General features: G+C 67.6%; 19 protein-coding genes. 10 read left to right on the plus strand and 9 right to left on the minus strand.

Annotated features, from left to right (window positions below):
* Nucleotides 1-8: 8 nt before the first annotated feature.
* Nucleotides 9-479, minus strand: a complete 471-nt coding sequence (tsaE, locus tag HU825_RS02395; protein ID WP_234302821.1) for a tRNA (adenosine(37)-N6)-threonylcarbamoyltransferase complex ATPase subunit type 1 TsaE — start codon at nt 477-479, stop codon at nt 9-11.
* The gene (locus HU825_RS02400; RefSeq protein WP_234302822.1) at nt 467-1,957 is read right to left on the minus strand and encodes an NAD(P)H-hydrate dehydratase; all 1,491 of its coding nucleotides are present in this window, start codon (nt 1,955-1,957) and stop codon (nt 467-469) included. Before HU825_RS02400 ends, tsaE begins: the two co-directional genes overlap by 13 nt.
* 74 nt (nt 1,958-2,031) lie before the next feature.
* On the opposite strand from HU825_RS02400, the gene queG reads away from it, so the two are divergent.
* The gene (gene queG, locus HU825_RS02405; protein WP_008567980.1) at nt 2,032-3,111 is read left to right on the plus strand and encodes a tRNA epoxyqueuosine(34) reductase QueG; all 1,080 of its coding nucleotides are present in this window, start codon (nt 2,032-2,034) and stop codon (nt 3,109-3,111) included.
* Between the two features lie 13 nt (nt 3,112-3,124).
* On the opposite strand, the gene ftsH is transcribed toward queG, so the two are convergent.
* The 4 genes from ftsH to mpl form a co-directional block, all read right to left on the minus strand.
* Nucleotides 3,125-4,954: an ATP-dependent zinc metalloprotease FtsH gene (ftsH, locus tag HU825_RS02410; protein WP_043297649.1), complete on the minus strand. Its 1,830-nt coding sequence runs from the start codon at nt 4,952-4,954 to the stop codon at nt 3,125-3,127.
* Between the two features lie 82 nt (nt 4,955-5,036).
* Nucleotides 5,037-5,327 (minus strand): YceK/YidQ family lipoprotein, encoded by a 291-nt coding sequence (locus HU825_RS02415; protein WP_138300461.1) that lies wholly within the window; start codon nt 5,325-5,327, stop codon nt 5,037-5,039.
* Nucleotide 5,328: 1 nt separating this feature from the next.
* Complete coding sequence (ubiX, locus tag HU825_RS02420) at nt 5,329-5,958, minus strand: flavin prenyltransferase UbiX (protein WP_017246067.1); 630 nt, start codon at nt 5,956-5,958, stop codon at nt 5,329-5,331.
* 100 nt (nt 5,959-6,058) lie between these two features.
* Nucleotides 6,059-7,408, minus strand: coding sequence for a UDP-N-acetylmuramate:L-alanyl-gamma-D-glutamyl-meso-diaminopimelate ligase (gene mpl / locus HU825_RS02425; RefSeq protein WP_234302823.1), 1,350 nt, complete (start codon nt 7,406-7,408; stop codon nt 6,059-6,061).
* Between the two features lie 210 nt (nt 7,409-7,618).
* Here mpl and exaC point away from each other — a divergent pair, with 210 nt between their 5' ends.
* The 4 genes from exaC to eutC all read left to right on the plus strand — a co-directional run bounded on the left by exaC (nt 7,619) and on the right by eutC (nt 13,154).
* On the plus strand, nt 7,619-9,139 hold the full coding sequence (gene exaC / locus HU825_RS02430) for an acetaldehyde dehydrogenase ExaC (RefSeq protein ID WP_008567986.1): 1,521 nt from the start codon (nt 7,619-7,621) through the stop codon (nt 9,137-9,139).
* 195 nt (nt 9,140-9,334) lie between these two features.
* On the plus strand, nt 9,335-10,783 hold the full coding sequence (gene eat / locus HU825_RS02435) for an ethanolamine permease (RefSeq protein ID WP_043297655.1): 1,449 nt from the start codon (nt 9,335-9,337) through the stop codon (nt 10,781-10,783).
* Nucleotides 10,784-10,798: 15 nt separating this feature from the next.
* Entirely contained in the window at nt 10,799-12,190 is a 1,392-nt protein-coding gene (locus HU825_RS02440; protein WP_234302824.1) for an ethanolamine ammonia-lyase subunit EutB, read from the plus strand.
* A 169-nt stretch (nt 12,191-12,359) separates the two neighbouring features.
* Nucleotides 12,360-13,154: an ethanolamine ammonia-lyase subunit EutC gene (gene eutC / locus HU825_RS02445; protein ID WP_234302825.1), complete on the plus strand. Its 795-nt coding sequence runs from the start codon at nt 12,360-12,362 to the stop codon at nt 13,152-13,154.
* A gap of 5 nt (nt 13,155-13,159) precedes the next feature.
* On the opposite strand, the gene HU825_RS02450 is transcribed toward eutC, so the two are convergent.
* The 3 genes from HU825_RS02450 to HU825_RS02460 all read right to left on the minus strand — a co-directional run bounded on the left by HU825_RS02450 (nt 13,160) and on the right by HU825_RS02460 (nt 15,752).
* A complete protein-coding gene (locus HU825_RS02450) occupies nt 13,160-14,713 on the minus strand; it encodes an alkaline phosphatase D family protein (RefSeq protein WP_234302826.1) in 1,554 nt (517 codons plus the stop codon).
* 83 nt (nt 14,714-14,796) lie between these two features.
* Nucleotides 14,797-15,225: a RidA family protein gene (locus HU825_RS02455; protein WP_054094553.1), complete on the minus strand. Its 429-nt coding sequence runs from the start codon at nt 15,223-15,225 to the stop codon at nt 14,797-14,799.
* Nucleotides 15,222-15,752 carry a carboxymuconolactone decarboxylase family protein gene (locus tag HU825_RS02460; protein ID WP_043297660.1) on the minus strand — a complete coding sequence of 177 codons (531 nt, stop codon included), beginning with the start codon at nt 15,750-15,752 and terminating at the stop codon, nt 15,222-15,224. Before HU825_RS02460 ends, HU825_RS02455 begins: the two co-directional genes overlap by 4 nt.
* A gap of 146 nt (nt 15,753-15,898) precedes the next feature.
* On the opposite strand from HU825_RS02460, the gene sigJ reads away from it, so the two are divergent.
* The 5 genes from sigJ (at nt 15,899) to HU825_RS02485 (ending at nt 21,812) form a co-directional block, all read left to right on the plus strand.
* A complete protein-coding gene (sigJ, locus tag HU825_RS02465; protein ID WP_234302827.1) occupies nt 15,899-16,777 on the plus strand; it encodes an RNA polymerase sigma factor SigJ in 879 nt (292 codons plus the stop codon).
* Between the two features lie 73 nt (nt 16,778-16,850).
* Nucleotides 16,851-17,663: a M90 family metallopeptidase gene (locus HU825_RS02470; RefSeq protein ID WP_234302828.1), complete on the plus strand. Its 813-nt coding sequence runs from the start codon at nt 16,851-16,853 to the stop codon at nt 17,661-17,663.
* Between the two features lie 109 nt (nt 17,664-17,772).
* A complete protein-coding gene (gene ppa, locus HU825_RS02475) occupies nt 17,773-18,300 on the plus strand; it encodes an inorganic diphosphatase (RefSeq protein ID WP_003290517.1) in 528 nt (175 codons plus the stop codon).
* A gap of 186 nt (nt 18,301-18,486) precedes the next feature.
* On the plus strand, nt 18,487-19,422 hold the full coding sequence (locus tag HU825_RS02480) for an ABC transporter substrate-binding protein (protein ID WP_234302829.1): 936 nt from the start codon (nt 18,487-18,489) through the stop codon (nt 19,420-19,422).
* The gene (locus HU825_RS02485; RefSeq protein ID WP_234302830.1) at nt 19,416-21,812 is read left to right on the plus strand and encodes a putative bifunctional diguanylate cyclase/phosphodiesterase; all 2,397 of its coding nucleotides are present in this window, start codon (nt 19,416-19,418) and stop codon (nt 21,810-21,812) included. The genes HU825_RS02480 and HU825_RS02485 overlap by 7 nt, the downstream gene beginning before the upstream one ends.
* Nucleotides 21,813-21,849 lie beyond the last annotated feature (37 nt).

Here is a 21,849-nt window from a genome sequence, read left to right on the forward strand (position 1 = left end):
CATGCGTTTCATTGATTTCCGGCGCTCAGGACGACGCACCAGGCGTCACCGCGTTCGCCCCGCGGCGACAGGCGCAGCGTACGGCCGGCCCCATGCGGCGTAATGGTAATGTCAAGGTCGGTCTTTGGCAAAACGCCGGCACCGCGTTCCGGCCACTCGACCAGGCACAGCGCGCTCCCTTCGAAATAGTCGCGAATACCGAGAAACTCCAGCTCCTCGGGATCGACCAGGCGGTACAGATCGAAGTGGAACACCCGCACGTCGCCAATCTCGTAAGGTTCGACCAGGGTGAAGGTCGGACTCTTGACCTTGCCCTCGTGGCCGAAGCCGCGGATCAGCCCGCGCGACAGCGTGGTCTTGCCGGCGCCGAGATCGCCATGCAGATAGATCACTCCGCGCCCACCGGTCGCCTGCGCGATCCGCGCGCCCAAGGCGAGCATGGCCGACTCGTCTTCGGCGTACAGCGTCACTTCAGGCATGGCGACTGCTCCTCGAGCAACTGACGGATCACGGGAATCAGATCGGCGGCGGCGAGCCCCCGGCCCTGCTCACCAAGGCGCTCGCCGGCCGCAGCATGCAGCCAGGCGCCCAGGCAGGCCGCGTCGAAGGGCGCGAGATCCTGCGCCAGCAGCGCGCCGATCAGCCCGGCCAGCACATCGCCGAGGCCGGCACTGGCCATCGCCGGATGGCCGCGGTCGCACAGCGCCAGCCGTCCGTCCGGCGCGGCGATCAGCGTGCCAGCGCCCTTGAGCAGCGCCACGCAGGCATAACGCCGGGCCAGTTCGCGCGCTGCCACCGGACGATCGCCCTGTACCTCGGCGACCGTACATTGCAGCAACCGCGCCGCCTCGCCCGGATGCGGCGTGATCACGCAGCCGGTCGGCAGTTGGACGCCACCGGCCGCCAGCAGGTTCAGCGCATCGGCGTCCCACACCTGCGGCAGTCCGCTCTGCGCCGCCAGCGACAGCAGGCTGCGTCCCCAAGGGGCCTGACCAAGCCCGGGGCCGACCACCAACACATCGGCGCGCTCGACGAGCGTCGTCAGGCTGTAGGTCGACTCCACGCCGCTGCACATGATCTCCGGACGACGCACCAGCGAAGCGGTGACATGCTCCGGCCGGGTCGCCAGGCTCACCATGCCGGCGCCGCCACGCAATGCTGCCTCGGCGCTGAGCAATGCCGCGCCGCCAGTGCCCAGATCGCCACCGATCACCAGCACCTGCCCGAAGCTGCCCTTGTGCGCGGTCGGCGAACGGGGCGCGATCCGCGCCAGCGAGCCGTGATCGAGGCGCACGGCCTCGCTCGCCACCTGCGCGACGATTCCCGGATCGGCCTGCAGATCATCGAACACCAGCGTACCGACGCGATCGGGGCCGTCGGCGGTGAACAAGCCGAGCTTGAGGCCGATGAAGGTGACACTCAGATCGGCACGCACTGCCTGCCCGAGCACCTGTCCGGTATCGGCGCAGAGCCCGCTGGGCAGATCGATGGCCAGCACCGGCAGGCCGCTAGCGTTGATCGTCGCGATGGCTCCGGCAAAGGGCTCACGCACCGCGCCGGAAATCCCCGTTCCGAGCAATGCATCCACCAGCACGCCCTGCAATGCCGCCGCGGCATGCCAGGGTTCGATGCTCACGCCGCACGCCCGCGCTTCGGCCAGCGCCTGCGCAGCATCGCCCTGCAAGGCCTGGACATCCCCCACCGCCAGCACCCGGACTTGCCAGCCGGCGCGCTGCGCCAAGGCTGCGACGAGATAGCCGTCGCCGGCATTGTTGCCACGCCCGGCCAGGACGGTGACCGCCCCGGCATCCAGCCAGCGCCGACGCAGGGCGCGCCAGGCGGCATGGGCGGCACGCTGCATCAGCTCGAAACCGGGAGTGCCGGCAGCGATCAGGCGCGCATCGAGTTCGCGCACCTGGGCGGCGGTGTACAGGGCGACGGGCAGGGAATCGGTCATCGGTGCTGGGATCATCGCGGCGGAATGTCTGGCAGAATTATACGCACCCGCCCGCCACGCCGCCGTACTCTCCGATGCCCAGCCCCGCCCTCGACGCCGCCGCCCTCGCCCAGTCCATCAAGGAGTGGGGCCGCGAGCTCGGCTTCCAGCAGGTCGGCATCACCGGCGTCGATCTCGGCGAGCATGAAGCGCACCTGGATGCCTGGCTGGCGGCCGGTTATCAGGGCGAGATGGATTACATGGCCGCGCACGGCAGCAAGCGCTCGCGACCGGACGAGCTGGTGCCGGGCACGCTACGGGTGATCTCGCTGCGCATGGATTACCTGCCTGGCGACACGCGCATGACCCAGCAGCTGGCCAATCCGGAGAAGGCCTATGTCTCGCGCTACGCACTGGGCCGCGACTACCACAAGCTGATCCGCAAACGCATCCAGCAACTGGCCGAGCGCATCCAGCAGGTGGTCGGGCCGCTGGGCTTTCGCGCGTTCGTCGACAGCGCACCGGTGCTGGAAAAGGCCGCCGGGCAACAGGCCGGGCTCGGCTGGATCGGCAAGAACACCCTGCTGCTGAACCGCAAGGCCGGCAGCTGGTTCTTCCTCGGCGAGCTGTTCGTCGACATCGCCCTGCCGGTCGACGAGCCGGTGACGCGCGACCACTGCGGCAGCTGCCACGCCTGTCTCGATGTCTGCCCGACCGAGGCCTTCGTCGGCGAGCGGCTGCTGGATGCGCGGCGCTGCATTTCCTACCTGACCATCGAGCTGAAAGGGCCGATCCCGGTCGAGCTGCGCGACAAGATCGGCAACCGCGTGTTCGGCTGCGACGACTGCCAGATCGTCTGTCCGTGGAACCGCTTCGCGCGGCCGACCGAGCAGCATGATTTCCAGCCGCGCCACAGCCTGGACAACGCCGACCTGGCGGTACTGTTCCGCTGGAGCGAAGAGGAATTTCTCAGCCGCACCGAAGGCTCACCGCTGCGCCGCGCCGGTTACGAGCGCTGGTTGCGCAACCTGGCAGTGGGCCTGGGCAATGCGCCGTCGAGCATTCCGGTACTGGAGGCGCTCGAGGCGCGGCGTGACGATCCTTCCGAGCTGGTGCGCGAGCATGTCGAGTGGGCGCTGGCGCAACATGCTCAGCGTCAGGCGGCTGAGCGCTAGCGCCCGACCACCGCTAGACGTGCGGTGCCGGCTGCGCCGCGCTCAGCGCGCGCAGTGCCTCGGCATCCAGCGTTTCCTGCTGCAGCAGCTGGCGGGCGCAGCGTTCGAGCAGTTCGCGCCGCGCCTCGAGCAACGTCAGGCTGCGCTGGAAGGCGGACTGCACCAGCTCCTGCACCTCCTCATCGATCGCCGTCGCGGTGCTTTCCGCGTAATCGTGCTGCGGTTTCAAGCCGAGCAGCGCCTCGCTACCGAGAAACGAATTGGGCTCGCGCTCCAGTGCAAGATGGCCGAGGCGCCTGGACATGCCGTAGCGCGTGACCATCGCGCGGGCGATGTCGGCGACGCGCGCCAGATCGTCCGCCGCGCCAGTGGACAGATGACCGAATACCAGCCACTCGGCGGCGCGCCCGCCGAGCAGCACCGCCATCTTGTTTTCCAGCTCCTCGCGGGTCATCAGGAAGCGATCCTCGGTGGGTCGCTGGATGGTGTAGCCCAGCGCGCCCATGCCGCGCGGGATGATCGACACCTTATGCACCGGATCGACGCCCGGTAACGCCATGGCCACCAGCGCGTGGCCCATCTCGTGGTAGGCGACGATCTCGCGCTCGCGCGGGTTGAGCAGGCGGTTGCGCTTCTCCAGGCCGGCGACGATGCGCTCGATGGCGGCGTTGAAATCCTCCATGCCTACCGCCTCGGCATTGCGCCGGGTGGCCAGCAGCGTCGCCTCGTTGACCAGGTTGGCCAGATCGGCACCGGTGAAGCCCGGCGTCAGCGCGGCGATGGCCTGCGGATCGACATCGGCGCCCAGCTTCGACTTCTTCAGGTGCACGTGGAGAATCTGCACCCGCCCGACCTTGTCCGGCCGGTCCACCAGCACCTGACGGTCGAAACGCCCGGCACGCAGCAGCGCCGGGTCGAGGATTTCCGGGCGGTTGGTGGCCGCCAGCAGCACCAGGCCGCTGGACGTGTCGAAGCCGTCCATCTCCACCAGCAGCTGGTTGAGCGTCTGCTCCTTCTCGTCGTGCCCGCCGGACAGCGGCCCGGCACCGCGGGCGCGGCCGAGGGCATCCAGCTCGTCGATGAAGATGATCGCCGGCGCCTGCGCGCGCGCCTGCTCGAACAGGTCGCGCACACGCGCGGCACCGACACCGACGAACAGCTCGACGAACTCCGAACCGGAAATGGAGAAGAACGGCACCCGCGCCTCGCCGGCCACCGCGCGCGCCAGCAGTGTCTTGCCGGTACCCGGCGGGCCGACCAGCAGCACACCCTTGGGCATGCGTCCACCGAGACGGCCGTAGGTTTGCGGATCGCGCAGGAACTCGATGATTTCCTTCAGTTCGTCCTTGGCCTCGTCGACGCCGGCGACATCGGCGAAGCTCACCTTCATGTCGGTCTCGACGTAGACCCGCGCCTTGCTCTTGCCGATCTGCATCATGCCGCCACCGCCGATGCCGCTGCCAATGCGCCGCAGCAGGAACAGCCAGATACCGAAGAACAGCGCCGCCGGGACGATCCACGACAGCAGGTCGCGCATCAGCGTGCTTTCCACCTTGCCGGTGTAGCGCACCGGAAACTGCTGCAGATGCTCGGCCAGCTGCGGCTCGACGCGATTGGCGATGAAGCGGCGCTGGCCGCCCGGCAGCGGCTCCTTGAGCGTGCCCTCGATGCGCCGCTCGGTAATCGCCAGCGACTCCACGCGGCCGTCCTTGAGATGCTGCTCGAATTCGCTGTAGGGGATGGTGGCGATCTCCTGCTGCGCCGACAGCAGGTACTGGATACCGATGAAAGCCAGGATGGCGATCAACCAGTAGCTCATGTGGAACTGGGCCTGCTCTTTCACTCCTGCTCTCCTTGCGCCAAGGGCTTCGGCCGGATTATGCCTGTCGCGCCATCAACCGGCCTGGACCTGGATCAGTTACGCCTCAGAGACCGCCACGCACGCCCAGGCCGACACCCAGCTCGGCCGCCACCGCAAATGGCAGCAGCAGCGTGTCCAGCACCGCGCTGGCCGGCAGGTCGAGCGCCGCATGCCGTGGCGCCTCGGCGCCGAAGCGCTCCAGCGGGCAACAGCCGCCGTGAAGGCTGTACCAATCCAGGCGGGTGCCGGAATAGATGATCGGCGCCCCAGGCTTGGCGGCATCCAGCGTGCGCACGGTGGCGCAGCCGCCGAGCAGCATCAGGGCGAACAAGGACAGCAGCGCTCGCCCGATCATCTCAGTCGTCGCTGACGATATGGTGCTCGCCCCAGCGCGGCAGCATGTCCTGCGGGATATTGAGCAGGTTGAGGATGCGCGCGACGACGAAATCCACCAGATCGTCGATGGTCTGCGGCTGATGATAGAAGCCTGGCGAGGCCGGCAGGATCACCGCGCCCAGATTCGACAGCTTGAGCATGTTCTCCAGATGGATGCTCGAATACGGCGCCTCGCGCGGCACCAGGATCAGCTGGCGGCGCTCCTTGAGGGTGACGTCGGCGGCACGCTCGATCAGGTTGTTGCAGGCGCCGGTGGCGATTGCCGACAGCGTGCCGGTGGAACAGGGCACCACCACCATGGCGGTCGGCGCGCCCGAGCCGGAAGCCGGTGGGGCCATCCAGTCTTCCTTGGCGAACACACGGATCTGCCCGGCGGCGGCACCGGTGTACTCGGAGAGGAACGCCTGCATGGCCTGCGGCTTGGCCGGCAGCACCACATCGGTTTCGGTGGCCATCACCAGCTGTGCGGCCTTGGAGATCAGGAAGTGCACCTCGCGGTCTTCCTGGATCAGGCAATCGAGCAGGCGCAGACCGTACTGCGCGCCGGAGGCGCCGGTCATGGCCAAAGTGATGCGTTCCGGTCCGCTCATTCAATTTGCTCCTGATGCCATTCGCGTGGAAATGCCTGCGGCGATTTCCACCCTACCCACGGTCCCCGTAGGGTGGAAAACCGCGAAGCGTTTTCCACCGTTACGCCAGTGCGCCAGCCAACTTGCCGTGCAGCCCGCCAAACCCGCCGTTGCTCATGACCACCACCTGCGTACCCGGCGTGGCGTCGGCCTTGACCTTGGCGATGATCGCCTCCAGCGAATCACAGACGGCGGTCGGTACCGGCGAGTCGGCGACGGTCGCGGCCAGATCCCAGCCGAGATTGGCCGGCGCATACCAGATCGCCTGATCGGCCAGCGCCACCGATTCGGCCAATCCCTCGCGATGCGCGCCGAGCTTCATCGAGTTCGAGCGCGGCTCGATGATGGCGATGATCGGCGTCGTGCCGACCTGCTTGCGCAAGCCGTCGAGGGTGGTGGCGATGGCGGTCGGGTGATGAGCGAAGTCGTCGTAGATGGTCACACCGCGCACTTCAGCCACCTTCTCCATGCGCCGCTTGACGCTCTTGAAGGCGCAAAGCCCGGCAATCGCCAGCTCTGGCACCACGCCGACATGCCGCGCCGCCGCCAGCGTGGCCAGCGCGTTGTTGACGTTGTGCCGGCCGGTCAGCTCCCACTCCACCACGCCCTGCACGGCGCCGTCGAAGCTCACCTCGAAGCGCGAACCGTCCTCGCGGAGCAGCCGGGCCTGCCACTGGCCACCCTCGCCGGTGGTCTGCACCGGCGTCCAGCAGCCCATGCCGATCACGCGCTTGAGCGCCGTTTCCGACGCGGGATGGATGATCAGCCCCTCACCCGGCACGGTGCGCACCAGATGGTGGAATTGCCGTTCGATGGCGGCGAGATCCGGAAAAATATCCGCGTGGTCGAATTCCAGATTGTTCAGGATCGCGGTGCGCGGGCGGTAGTGGACGAACTTGCTGCGCTTGTCGAAGAAGGCGCTGTCGTATTCGTCCGCCTCGACCACGAAGAACGGCGTGTCGCCCAGCCGCGCCGAGATGCCGAAGTTCTGCGGCACCCCACCGATGAGGAAGCCCGGACTCATGCCGGCATGCTCCAGCACCCAGGCCAGCATGCTGCTGGTGGTGGTCTTGCCATGGGTGCCGGCGGCGGCCAGCACCCAACGGCCCTGCAGCACGTGATCGGCCAGCCACTGCGGGCCGGAGACATAGGGCATGCCCTTGTTCAGCACGTACTCGACCGCCGGGTTGCCGCGTGACAGCGCGTTACCCACCACCACCAGATCGGGCGCGGGTTGCAGATGCGCCGGTTCGTAACCCTGCATCAGCTCGATGCCCTGGGCTTCGAGCTGCGTGCTCATCGGCGGATAGACGTTGGCATCGGAACCGGTGACGCGATGGCCAAGCTCCTTGGCCAGCACCGCGAGCGAACCCATGAAGGTGCCGCAGATGCCGAGAATATGGATGTGCATTGAAGACCTCTGCAATGCCTGCGCGACGCCCGTCGGGGGCGGCCGGCAGGGGCCGGAAACTGCGCGGCAGATTAGCACAGCGCCGCGCCGCATCGGCCGCTCGACGGCGGCGCCGCACCCGAATGTCGGCTCGGTCGCAGACTGCCTGAAGCTGATCTACGCTGAAACGACCGCCGTTTTCACGACCCTTGCAAGAACCGGAGACTCACCATGCGTTACGCCCATCCCGGCACCGAGGGTGCCCTGGTCACGTTCAAACCCCGCTACGGCAACTACATCAACGGTCAGTTCGTCGAGCCGGTCGGCGGTCAGTACTTCACCAACCTGTCGCCGGTCAATGGCCAGCCGATCGCCGAGTTCCCGCGCTCCGACGCCGCCGATATCGAAAAGGCGCTGGACGCCGCGCATGCCGCCGCCGACGCCTGGGGCAAGACCAGCGTGCAGGCGCGCGCACTGATCCTGCTGAAGATCGCCGACCGCATCGAAGCCAATCTGGAAAAGCTCGCCATCACCGAAACCTGGGACAACGGCAAGGCCGTGCGCGAGACGCTGAACGCCGACATCCCGCTGGCGGCCGACCATTTCCGCTACTTCGCTGGCTGCATCCGCGCCCAGGAAGGCACCGCGGCGGAGATCGACGAGCACACCGCGGCCTACCACTTCCATGAACCGTTGGGCGTGGTCGGGCAGATCATTCCGTGGAACTTCCCGATCCTGATGGCCGCCTGGAAACTCGCCCCGGCGCTGGCCGCCGGCAACTGCGTGGTGTTGAAGCCCGCCGAGCAGACGCCGCTGGGCATCACCGTGCTGCTCGAATGCATCGGCGACCTGCTGCCGCCGGGCGTGCTCAACATCGTGCAGGGCTTCGGCCGCGAGGCCGGCGAGGCGCTGGCTTCGAGCAAGCGCATCGCCAAGATCGCCTTCACCGGCTCCACCCCGGTCGGCTCGCACATCATGAAGCGCGCCGCCGAGAGCATCATCCCGAGCACCGTGGAGTTGGGCGGCAAGAGCCCGAACATCTACTTCGAGGACATCATGCAGGCCGAGCCGACCTTCATCGAGAAGGCCGCCGAAGGGCTGGTGCTGGGCTTCTTCAACCAGGGCGAAGTCTGCACCTGTCCGTCACGCGCGCTGGTGCAGGAATCGATCTACGCGCCGTTCATGGAAGCGGTGATGAAGAAGGTCGCGCAGATCAAGCGCGGCGACCCGCTGGACACCGAGACCATGGTCGGCGCCCAGGCCAGCCAGCAGCAGTTCGACAAGATCATGTCGTACCTCAAGATCGCCCGCGAGGAAGGCGCCGAGGTGCTCACCGGTGGCGACGTGGAGCATCTGGAAGGCTCGCTGGCGACCGGCTATTACATCCAGCCGACGCTGCTCAAGGGCAACAACAAGATGCGCGTGTTCCAGGAGGAAATCTTCGGTCCGGTGATCGGCGTCACCACCTTCAAGGACGAAGCCGAGGCGCTGGCGATGGCCAACGACACCGAATTCGGCCTCGGCGCGGGCGTCTGGACGCGCGACATCAACCGCGCCTACCGCATGGGCCGTGGCATCAAGGCCGGTCGCGTGTGGACCAACTGCTACCACCTCTACCCGGCACATGCCGCGTTCGGTGGCTACAAGAAGTCCGGCGTCGGCCGCGAGACGCACAAGATGATCCTCGACCACTATCAGCAGACCAAGAACCTGCTGGTGAGCTACGACATCAATCCGCTGGGTTTCTTCTGATGGGCTGAAGGCGGCGGGCACCGCGCCCGCCGCCGGTTAAAACAAGACGCCTGCGAGCGCCGCCGTGGTGCCGCGAAGCTCGATAAAGGTGCGTTCCTGCCAGACTTGGCTGACAAAACACCGCAACCGCCAGGTTTGCGGCGCGGGGCATGACGCTTGCTAGGGAGAGTTGCCAACCACCTGCGAGGAACGATCATGGCTCTCGAACACAGCAGTTCAACGCCCCCGCAACACACCGTCGATTTCGAAACCGTCGGCAGCAGCTATTTCCAGGAACGCGAACTGAAGAAAGGCGCCGCTGGCTGGGTGCTGCTGGTCGGCCTCGGCGTGGCCTACGTGATCTCCGGCGACTACGCCGGCTGGAACTTCGGCCTCGCCCAGGGCGGTTGGGGCGGGCTGTTCATCGCCACGCTGCTGATGGCGACCATGTACCTGTGCATGTGTTTCTCGCTGGCCGAGCTGTCCTCAATGGTGCCCACCGCTGGCGGCGGCTACGGCTTCGCCCGCACCGCGTTCGGCCCGCTGGGCGGCTTTCTCACCGGCACGGCGATCCTGATCGAATACGCCATCGCGCCGGCGGCCATCGCCGTGTTCATCGGCGCCTACTGCGAGTCGCTGTTCGGCGTCGGCGGCTGGATGGTGTACCTGGCGTTCTACATCGTCTTCATCGGCATCCACATCTTCGGCGTCGGCGAGGCGCTGAAGCTGATGTTCATCATCACCGCCATCGCCGCGCTGGCGCTCGCAGTGTTCATTTTGGCGATGGTGCCGCACTTCTCCGTCGACAAGCTGCTCGATATCGCGCCGACCACCGCTGCTGGCGCCAGCAATTTCCTGCCCTACGGCTACGTCGGCATCTGGGCGGCGATTCCCTACGCGATCTGGTTCTTCCTCGCCGTGGAAGGCGTGCCGCTGGCGGCCGAAGAGACCAAGAACCCGCAGCGCGACATGCCGCGCGGACTGATCGGCGCCATGCTGATCCTCGCCGCCTTCGCCGGGCTGATCCTGCTGGTCGGCCCCGGCGGCGCCGGCTCCAGCACGCTGGTCGAATCCGGCAACCCGCTGGTGGAGGCACTGACCAGTGCCTACGGCGCGTCGACGTGGATGAGCGGCTTCGTCAACCTGGTCGGGCTGGCCGGGCTGATCGCCAGTTTCTTCTCGATCATCTTCGCCTACTCGCGGCAGATCTTCGCGCTGTCGCGGGCCGGCTACCTGCCGCGCAACCTGTCGCTGACCAACAGCAAGAAGGTGCCGGTGCTGGCACTGGTGATCCCGGGCATCATCGGTTTCGCCCTGTCGCTGACCGGTCAGGGCGATCTGCTGATTCTCGTCGCGGTGTTCGGCGCGACCATCTCCTACGTGCTGATGATGGCCTCGCACATCACCCTGCGCCTGCGCCGGCCGGACCTGCATCGCCCATACCGCACGCCCGGCGGCATCTTTACCTCGGGCGTGGCGCTGATTCTGGCGTGCGTCGCGGTGGTGGCGGGCTTTCTGGTCGACCCGCGCGTGGTCATCGGCGCGGTGATCATCTACGGCGTCTTCATTGCCTACTTCGCGCTCTACAGCCGGCATCACCTGGTGGCCGGTACGCCCGAAGAGGAATTCGCCGCGATCGAGAAAGCCGAAGCGTCGTTGCACTGAAGAAGGAGGCCGACAATGACGTACTCGCACAGCGTGGGTGGCACCACCTGGCGCTTCGACGATCTGCGCGAGGTGATGGCCAAGGCCAGCCCGGCGCGCTCCGGCGACCTGCTCGCCGGGGTCGCGGCGGGCAGCGACGCCGAGCGCGTGGCGGCGCAGATGTGCCTGGCCGCCGTGCCGCTCAGGCGCTTTCTCGAAGAAGCCCTGATCCCCTACGAGAGCGATGAAGTCACCCGGCTGATCATCGACAGCCACGACGCCGTCGCCTTCGCCCCGGTCAGCCACCTGACCGTGGGCGATTTCCGCAACTGGCTGCTCGGCGAGGAGGCGGACGAGTCGTCGCTGACAGCCCTCGCACCGGGGCTGACGCCGGAGATGGTCGCCGCGGTGTCGAAGATCATGCGCGTGCAGGACCTGATCCTGGTGGCGCAGAAGGTTCGCGTCGTCACCCGCTTTCGCAACAGCATCGGCCTGGCCGGACGCATGTCCACCCGACTGCAGCCGAACCATCCCACCGACGACGGCGCCGGCATCGCCGCGAGCATTCTCGACGGCCTGCTCTACGGCAACGGCGACGCGGTGATCGGCATCAACCCGGCCACCGACAGCACCGCCGGCATCTGCGAGCTGCTGAAGATGCTCGACGCCGTGATCAGTCGCTACGAGATCCCGACCCAGGGTTGCATCCTCACCCACGTCACCACCTCCATCGAGGCGATCAACCGCGGCGCGCCGCTGGACCTGGTGTTCCAGTCCATCGCCGGCACCGAGGCGGCCAACGCCAGCTTCGGCATCAACCTGGCAACGCTGCAGGAAGGCTACGAGGCCGGCCTGTCGCAGAAGCGCGGCACCCTCGGCGACAACCTCATGTATTTCGAGACCGGCCAGGGCAGCGCGCTGTCGGCGGGCGCCCATCACGGTGTCGATCAGCAGACCTGCGAAGCCCGCGCCTACGCCGTCGCGCGCCGCTACAAGCCGCTGCTGGTGAACACCGTGGTCGGCTTCATCGGCCCGGAATACCTCTACAACGGCAAGCAGATCATCCGCGCCGGGCTGGAGGACCACTTCTGCGGCAAGCTGCTCGGCGTGCCCATGGGTTGCGACATCTGCTACACCAACCACGCCGAAGCCGACCAGGACGACATGGACATGCTGCTGACCCTGCTCGGCACGGCGGGCATCAACTTCATCATGGGCATCCCGGGCTCGGACGACGTGATGCTCAACTACCAGACCACCTCCTTCCACGACGCCCTCTACGTGCGTCAGGTGCTCGGCCTCAGGCCCGCGCCGGAGTTCGAGGAATGGCTGGCGAAGATGCAGATACTCCGGCAGGACGGCAATCGCCTGCAGCTCGGCCGCGAGCTGCCCGAGCCGTTTCGCCGGGCGCTGGAGCAGCTGGCATGAAGCCGCTCTTGCTGTCTCGGCCAGCCCCAGGTGGAAAACGCTGCGCGGCTTTCCACCCTACGCCGAAGCCCTCACCCGGCCCCGTAGGGTGGAAAACGACCGCAGGTCTTTTCCACGCGTCTGCTCACGCGTCTGTTCACGCGCCTGACCGCCACGCTCCGAGGTAGCCATGCCCGACCGCTCGCCCACCATCGACAACCCCTGGCAGCACCTGCGTCAGCTGACCCCGGCACGCATCGCCCTTGGCCGGGCTGGCGTCAGCCTGCCCACCAGCGCGCAGCTGGACTTCCAGTTCGCCCATGCGCAGGCCCGCGATGCCGTGCACCTGCCGCTGGACTGCGAAGCGCTGGCCGCCGAACTGGACAAGCACGGCCTCGCCCATCTGCAGCTGCACAGCGCCGCCACCGATCGGCAAACCTATCTGCAGCGCCCGGACCTCGGCCGCCGACTCGACGAAGCCAGCGCCGCCATCCTCGATGCGCACGCGAAGGAAGGCTGCGACCTCACGCTGGTGATTGCCGACGGCCTCTCCGCCCTTGCCGTGCAGCGCCATGCCGTGCCGATGGCCCTGAAAATCGCCGAACAGGCCCGCACCGAAGGGTGGTCCCTCGGGCCGATCGGCCTGGTCGAGCAAGGCCGCGTCGCGATTGCCGACGAAATCGGCCAGCGGCTGAAGGCGCGCATGGTGGTGATCCTGCTCGGCGAGCGCCCGGGCCTCAGCTCGCCGGACAGCCTCGGGCTGTATTTCACCTGGGCGCCGCAGGTCGGCCGTCACGACGCGCAGCGCAACTGCATCTCCAACATCCGCCCGGAAGGCCTGAGCTACAACCTCGCCGCGCACCGCCTGCTTTATCTGCTGCGCGAAGCCAGCCGTCGCCAGCTCTCCGGCGTGCAGCTCAAGGACGAAGCCGAAGTACCGACGCTGGACGGCCAACCGCGCGCCGGCAATTTCCTCCTCGGCTAGTCGGCTCAGGCCGACTGCCAGGGCTCCAGCGTCTGGCTGTAGACCACCGCCCCGTCGAGGCCGCGTAGGCTGACGTCGAGCGCACCTGTCTGCGCATCGATCTCCACCTCGCCGAAGAACTGGAAGCCCGCGCGCGGCGAGCTGTTGGCCACCGGCGCGGCCTTGTGGAACACCACCTCGGGGCCGAAGGTGGCATCCAGCGGATTCGGCCCGAAGCTGCCGGCGTTCAAGGGACCTGCGACGAACTCCCAGAACGGCTCGAACTGCTGGAACGCGGCGCGATTGGGGTGATAGTGGTGCGCCGCGCAGTAGTGCACATCCGCCGTCAGCCACACGGTGTTGCGCACCCGCGCGCGCTGGATGAAGGTCAGCAGCTCGGCGATTTCCAGTTCGCGGCCCAGCGCCGGGCCATCGTTGCCGTTGGCGATGGCCTCCCAGCGCGGGCCGTCCGGTACGTGCAAACCGATGGGCATGTCGGCGGCGATGACCTTCCAGGTTGCGCGCGAGGACCGCAGCTCGCGCTTGAGCCAGTCCAGCTGCTCGCGGCCGAGAAACGCCGTGTCCGCGCCCTGCTCGGCCTGCAGGTTGTGCGTGTTCGGCCCGCGGTAGCTGCGCATGTCCAGCACGAACACCTCCAGCAGCGGCCCGTAGCTGACCTTGCGGTAAATGCGCCCGAGCCGGTCGCCACGCGCGATGCGCATCGGCGCGTATTCCAGATAGGCCTGCCGCGCGCGCCGCACCAGCGTATCGATATCGCGCACCTGCTGATAACGGTCATCCAGCACCTTGCTCGGCGACCAGTTGTTGGTCACTTCATGGTCGTCCCACTGCCAGATCTGCGGCACCTCGGCATTGAAGGCGCGCAGGTTCTCGTCCAGCAGGTTGTAGCGGTAGTTGCCGCGGAACTCGTCGAGCGTCTCGGCGACCTTGCTCTTCTCTTCGGTGACCAGGTTGCGCCAGGTGCTGCCGTCCTCGGCGGTCACTTCGGTGGGGATCGGCCCGTCGGCGTAGATCACATCGCCGCTGTGCAGGAAGAAGTCCGGCCGACGCTGGCGCATGGTTTCGTAGATGCGCATGCCGCCGAAGTCGGGGTTGATGCCATAGCCCTGCCCGCAGGTGTCGCCGCCCCAGACGAAGCGAATGTCGCGCGGGCGCTTCGGCGCGCTGCGCAGGTGGCCGAACCAGGGCTCGCTGAGCAGGCCGCTACGGGCATCCTCGAAACGCGCGCGGTAGAAGATCGACTGATCCGCCGGCAGCCCGCGCAGGTCCACGCGGGCGGTGAAGTCCAGGCTGGCGTCGGTGACCGGCGAAACCATGCGCCGCGGATTGCCGAAGCGACTGCGCGTATCCCACTCGACGATCAGCCGGCCGGGGCGGTCGCAGCGGCTCCAGACCAGCGCACGGTTGCCCTCGACCTCGCCGGACTGCACACCGTCGAGCATCTGTGGCCGCGCGCGCGGCGCGGCGATGATGGCGGGCGCGATGCCCAGGGCCGGCAGGGCGAGGCCGGCGCCGATGCCCTGCAGCAGCAGGCGGCGGTTGTGGTCCGGTGCGGTCATGACGGGGGTCTCCTTGCGGGTGGGTTTGTTCCGGTCTACCCACCGTGCTTGACAGTCCCGTGACGCGCCGACCGGCGGCACGCCTATTCGGCGGTCAGCACCAGCACGGCTTCGATCTCGAACAGCATGCCGTCGAGCGCCAGGCGCGGCACCGGGATCAGCGTGCAGGCCGGTTTCGGCCCCGGCCCCAGTGCGCGCGCCAGCTCCTCGCCGAACACGTGCAGCCGAGCCTCGCTGTGCTCGACGATCAGAACACCGAGCTTGGCGATCTGCGCCGGCGAGCCGCCCGCCGCCTCGATGGCGACACACAGGTTGCGCAGCGCCTGGCGCACCTGCTGGCGGAAATCGGCCGACAGGCTGCCGTCGGCCGTCTCGCCGCCCTGCCCGGCGATGAACGCCAGCCGCGCGCCGGCCGGCAACAGCGCGACGTGCGAGTAACCGTTGGGCGACGGGTCGTACAGACCCGGCGGGTTGATCAGTCGCAGCCCGCTGCGCTCGGTTTGTTCGCTCATGCAATATTCCTTTTGGTGGTGGGACGCAGATCGGCAAAACGCTCCAGTGCGCGGTTCATCGCGCCCTTGAGGTCGCCCGAACGGTACTGGCCGGGCTCTTGGCCGAAGGCGACGTTCAGGCGGTTCCAGCTGTTGATGGCGATGATGGCAAAGGTCAGCCGAGTGATCGCCCGCGGCGAAAAATGCGCGGTCAGCTCACCGTAGCAGCGGTCCAGGGTTTCGCCGTCGGGCAATCGGGTCACCGCCTCGGTCCAGGCCAGCGCCGCGCGTTCGGCCGGGCTGTAAACGCTGGCTTCACGCCAGGCCGACAGCAGCAGAATGCGCGGCAGCGGCGTTTCCAGCGCCAGCAGGTCTTTGCTGTGCATGTCGATGCAGTAGGCGCAGCTGTTGAGCTGCGAGGCGCGCAACTCGATCAGTGCCAGCAGCTGCGGGTCCAGGTCGGATTCGTGCAGGTAGCCGCTGATCGCGGTCAGCGCCTGCAGCGGCAGTGCGTCAGCGTGCTTGAAGTAGTCGAGGCGAACGGTCATGGCGGTCTCCAGTCGGTTTGTCGGTAATGACCCAGCCAGGACGCAGCCGCGCGCAAGGTTGTGACAGCGCCGCGCCGAAAAGATCGGCTGTCACAGCGAGCACGACCGATCCGTCCATACTGGACGGGTCATCGTGAGGAGCTGACGTGCAGGACCGGACCGATTTTTTTCAGACGCTGCGACCGAAGCTGTTCGGCCTGGCCTACCGGCTGCTGGGCAGCCGCGCCGACGCCGAGGATCTGCTGCAGGACGCCTGGCTCAAGTGGAGCGGCGCGGATGCGGCGACGATTCGCGACGCCGAGGCCTGGCTGGTCACCGTGGTGACGCGGCTGGGCATCGACCAGCTGCGCCAGCGACGCGCACGCCGCGAGGAGTACCTCGGCCCCTGGCTGCCGGAACCGCTGCTCGGCCTCGGCGACCACGAAGGCGAGCGGCTGGCCGACCTCGGCGCGGACATCTCGATGGCCTTCATGGTGCTGCTCGAACGCCTCGGCGCCGAGGAACGTGCAGCCCTGCTGCTGCGCGAGGTGCTCGAACATTCCTACGAACAGATCGCCGCGACCCTCGGCAAGAACGCGGCCGCCTGCCGGCAGATCATCAGCCGCGCACGGCGCCGGGTGCGCGAGGAGCGGCCGCGCTTCGCAGTCGATGGCGAGGCGCATCGACGGCTGGTGGAGCGCTTCGCCGCCACGCTGCTGGAATCGGACAGCACGGCCTTCGCCGAGCTGCTCGCCGAAGACGTGAGCTGGATGGCCGACGGTGGTGGTCTGGTCTCGGCCGCCTCGAAGACGCTGCACGGCGTGCGGGCTTCGACGCGCCTGGCCCGCGGCATCGCTCGTCGCGCGGCGGGTCAATGGCAGGCACGCGTCGCCTGGATCAATGGCGAGCCCGGCGTGCTGGTACTGCACGGCGAGCACCTCCACGCGGCGATGACGCTGGTCAGCGACGGCCGGCAGATCCGCCGCATCTATGCAGTGCTCAACCCACACAAGCTCGGACAGACGTCGCCGGACGCGGCGACCTGAGCGCCTGCGCGCGGCTTGCCGCACATCGCCGCCGCGCTTATGGTGAGCGCCCGCCTCGCTGGAACCTGCACGCATGTGGTCCTTTCGCGCCTGGCAGCGCAAACGCATCCTCGCCCGCAACCCGGTGGCCCCGGAGCTGTGGCAGCAGGTGCTCGACAGCCTGCCGATTCTCGATGGCCTCGGCGACGACGAACTCGCCCGCTTGCGCGAACGTGCCGTGCTGTTCCTGCACGATAAGCGTCTGACCGCCCTGCCGGGCGTCGAGCTGCAGGCCGAGGATCGCCTGCGCCTGGCACTGCAGGCCCAGCTGCCGCTGCTGCATCTGGCCGATCTGGGCTGGTATCGCGGCTTCCACGAGATCGTCATCTATCCGGACGACTTCCTCAGCCCGCAGAAGCACCGCGACGCCGCCGGCGTCGAGCATGAGTGGGACGCCGAACACAGCGGCGAGGCCTGGCTGCAGGGCCCGGTGATCCTCGCCTGGCCCGGCGTGCAGCAGAGCGGCGGCTGGGAGGCCTACAACCTGGTGATCCACGAGCTGGCGCACAAGCTGGACATGCTCAACGGCGACGCCAATGGCCTGCCGCCGCTGCACCGGTCCATGCGCATCGACGCCTGGGCGACGGCCATGCAGCAGGCCTACGACCAGCTGAACGCCACCCTCGACGCCGATCCGGACGCCGAAACCCCGATCGATCCCTACGCCGCGGAAAACCCGGCGGAGTTCTTCGCCGTCACCAGCGAATACTTCTTCAGCGCGCCAGACGTGCTGCACGCCGCCTTCCCCGAGGTCTACGCCCAGCTCGCCGATTTCTATCGCCAAAACCCGCTACAACGCTTGCAACGACTGCAGGCCGAACACCCGGCCTACCGGGAACCTGCCTAGGCCGTACGCGTCGAACCCGGCGTGCATTGCGCGCGACATTGCGCCTATAATCGCGCCCACTTTTTTCCGCCCCCCCGGCCACGCTGGCCGATCACGGAGCCTTTCCTTCATGAGCTACAGCAAAGTCCCGGCCGGCAAAGATCTGCCGAACGACATCTACGTCGCCATCGAGATCCCGGCCAACCATGCGCCGATCAAGTACGAGATCGATCACGACACCGACTGCCTGTTCGTCGACCGTTTCATGGCCACCCCGATGTTCTACCCGGCCAACTACGGTTTCATCCCGCACACCCTGGCTGACGACGGCGACCCGCTGGACGTGCTGGTCGTGACCCCCTATCCGGTCGCACCGGGCTCGGTCATCCGCTGCCGTCCGGTCGGCGTGCTGAACATGACCGACGAAGCCGGCGGTGACGCCAAGCTGATCGCCGTCCCGCACGACAAGCTGACCCAGCTGTACAAGGACGTGAAGGAATACACCGACCTGCCGCCGCTGCTGATCGAGCAGATCAAGCACTTCTTCGAGAACTACAAGGATCTCGAGAAGGGCAAGTGGGTCAAGGTCGAAGGCTGGGAAGGCGCCGACGCAGCCCGCGCGGCAATTATCAAGGCGGCGGAGGCTTATCAGAAGTAAGCCAGCGCCACCCCTGAAAGCCGGCCACAAGCCGGCTTTTTTATTGCCTGCGAAACGCTGTGGCTCTCCGGCGGACCGGCGTCGCCGACACCTGCGCCGAAGCTGAATTGGCCCTAGACTTTTTGCGGGATTCACGCGGCTGTGCGACTCCGCTATGGTGGCACTCAACCATCACGAGGTCGCAGGATGCGCCTGACACTTCTGTTGCTGCTTGGACTGATTGTGCTCGGTTGCCAGCCGAACACCGAACCGACCCGCGTCGGCAGCAATCGCTGGCTGGGCTATGGCCCGCTCTACCTGGCCGACGATCTGCGCTGGACCGAATCCGGCGGCGTGCGCCTGGTCGAGTACCCGACGACCACCGGCGTGCTGCGCGGCTTTCGCAACGGCATGCTGGACGCCGCGCTGCTGACACTGGACGAAGTGCTATTGTTGCAAGACCGCGCGCCGGAACTCGACCTGGAAATCGTGCTGGTCGCCAACGTCTCCGCGGGTGCCGATGTGCTGTTCGCGCGTGCCCCGATCGCCTCGCTGGACGCGCTGAAGGGACAGCGCATCGGTGTCGAGAACACGGCGCTCGGCGCATTCTTCCTGGAGCGCCTGCTCGACCAGACGCAGCTGAGCATCGACGACGTGACCGTGGTCAGCCTGCCGGTGCACGAGCACGTCGGGGCTTTCCGCGAGGGCAAGGTCGATGCAGTCATCACCTTCGCCTCGGAGGGACCGGCCCTTGAGCGCCACGGCGCGCGACGGCTGTTCGACAGCCGCCAGCTACCCGGCGAGATCGTCGACGTGCTGGTGGTCGACCGCCGGCACGTCAGCACCGAGCGGCGCCTGCAGCTCAAGGCGCTGTGGTTCACCTCGCTGCGCACCTGGCAGGAAAACCGTGCGGAAACCGATCCGCGCCTGCAGGCGCGCCTCGGGCTCAGCGCCGAGGCGATGCAGGTCACGCTGGCCGGGATGGTGATGGGCGACGCCGCGCTCAACCGCCAATGGCTCGACAGCGGCCAGCTGCTGCGCAGCATCCAGCATCTGAGCGATTATCTGAACGAGCGCGGCCTGCTCGCCAATCCGCGCCCCGCACACCAGTTGCTTGCCGAATGCCGAGGTAGGAAATGCTGACCCGCTATTCCCTGCGTCTGTCGCTACCGCTGCTGCTCGGCCTGTTCGCCCTGACGTTCACCCTGCTGCTGACTGCCTGGCACCTGCCGGGCCGCGTCGAGGAGACGCTGCAGCACTGGCGCGTCCATACCCGCCAGCACCTGGCGCTGCTGCAGAGCAGCCTCAGCGACCACCAGCGCATGGGTCGTACCGCCGAGCTGCAGACCGAGCTGGCCGATGTCGCCAGCCTGCAGGGGGTGCGCTGGGCGATGGTCATTGACCAGCAGCTGCGCGTCATCGGCAGCACCCGACTGGGGCTGGACCCGACGAAGCTGACGCTGATCGACCCGGACGCGCTCGCCGAGTATGTGCGCAGTGGTCGCGTCGGCTGGCTGGGCGATTCGTCGGCGCGGCAGCTGGTCATTTACCCGCTGGACCGTACCACCCAAACAGGCGCGCCGCTGCGCGAAGCGCTGCTGGTGGAGTTCGATTTCGCGCCGGTCGTGGCGCAAACCCGCCGCGACGGCTGGTTCTACCTGGCGCAGACGCTGAGCCTGCTGGTATTGCTCGGCCTGGCGCTCAACCTGCTCTACAACCACCTGATCACCCGCCGCCTGGCCCGCATCGACCGGGCCGCACGGACCTTCGCCCAGGATCAGCAGCCGCAGCCGCCAGCCGTCAGCGGCCAGGACGAGATCGGTCAGCTCGCCACCACCTTCAGCCAGATGATGAACCAGCTGCACCAGCGCCGGCTCGCCCAGCAGGAAAGCGAGCAGCTGATGCGCAACCTCATCGACACGGCGCCGATCGGCATGCTGGTGGTCGACGGCGAGCTGCGCGTGCAACAGGCCAACCCGGCCGCCGCCGCCCTGTTCGACTGCGCACCGGGCGAGCTGGTGGGCAATGTTCCGGCCGACCGTCTGCTCGAGCCGGACGCCACCGAGCGGCTGCAGCGCGCACCGGCCAACAGCGTGCTGCAGCTGACCGGGCACCGGCACGGCCAGCAGGTGCCGCTGGAAATCACCTGCACGCCGTTCCTGCGCAACGGTGAAACGCACGCGCTGGTGCTGCTGCGTGACATCGGCGACCGTCTGCGCGCCGAGCAGCGTCTGCGTTTCCTGGCGCATTTCGACCCGCTGACGCAGCTGGCCAACCGCAACTTCCTGGTCCAGCGACTCGAACAACTGCTCAGCGAGCGCGTGGCGCTGAGCCTGCTGTACCTCGATCTGGATCATTTCAAGCGCATCAACGACGCCCTCAGCCACGAGATCGGCGACCGCCTGCTGGTCCAGGTCGGCGAGCGCCTGCGCCAGCTGGCACCGGAGCCGGCACTGCTGGCGCGCACCGGCGGCGACGAGTTCATGCTGCTGCTGGAACGCAGCGACGCGCAGCAGGCCGGACAACTGGCCGAGCATCTGATCGAAGGCTTCCAGCCGCCCATGCGCATCAACCAGTACGAGTGTTTCGTCAGCCCCAGCATCGGCATCGCCAGCAGCGACGGCCGCGGCAGTGCCAGCGAGCTGCTCAAGCAGGTCGACCTGGCGCTGTACGCCGCCAAGGATGCCGGGCGCAACTGCACGCGCTTCTTCAGCCAGGAGCTCAGCGCCGCGGCCGAGCGCCGCCGTCAGCTCGAGCAGGCGTTGCGCCGCGCGCTGGACGAGGAGCAGTTCGTGCTGCATTACCAGGCGCAGGTGAACGCCGCGGGCGAGCCCGAGGTGATGGAAGCGCTGCTGCGCTGGAATTCGCCCGAGCGCGGCCTGGTACCGCCGGGCGAATTCATCCCGGTGCTCGAAGACAGCGGGCTGATCATCGAAACCACCCGCTGGGTGTTCCGCCAGGCCTGCCGGCAGGCGCGCCAGTGGCGCGAACAGGGTCACCAACTGCGGATCGCGGTGAACCTTTCGCCGCTCGATTTCCGTCAGGCCGATCTGGCCGGCAGCCTGCTCGCCATCCTTGCCGAGGAAGACACGCCGGCGGAACTGCTGGAACTGGAGATCACCGAGAGCGCGCTGCTGGAGGCCGACGAGCATGTGCAGCAGACCCTCACGCGCCTCAAGGCCGCCGGCCTGCCGCTGCTGCTCGACGACTTCGGCACCGGCTACGCCTCGCTGACCTACCTGCAGCGCTTCCCCTTCGATGGCATCAAGATCGACCGCGAATTCGTCGCCGGCCTGCCCGACAGCGAGCACTCGGTGGCGCTGGTGCGCGGCATTCTGACGATGGCGGCACACCTGGGCTTGCACGTGGTCGCCGAGGGGGTGGAGAACGAGCGGCAGGCGGCGTTCCTGCGGCTGAACAACTGCCCGAGCCTGCAGGGCTACCACTACGCGCGCCCGCTGGCCGCACAGGAATGCCTGCTGGCCGGTGTCATCCCGCCGACGCCGGCGCTGTTATTGCCGCTAGACGGCTGAGCCGCGCCATGTGCGGCTGGCCTTGGCGCGACGGGCT

Origin of the sequence: Pseudomonas phenolilytica, from assembly GCF_021432765.1 — a bacterium.
Lineage (GTDB): Bacteria > Pseudomonadota > Gammaproteobacteria > Pseudomonadales > Pseudomonadaceae > Stutzerimonas > Stutzerimonas phenolilytica.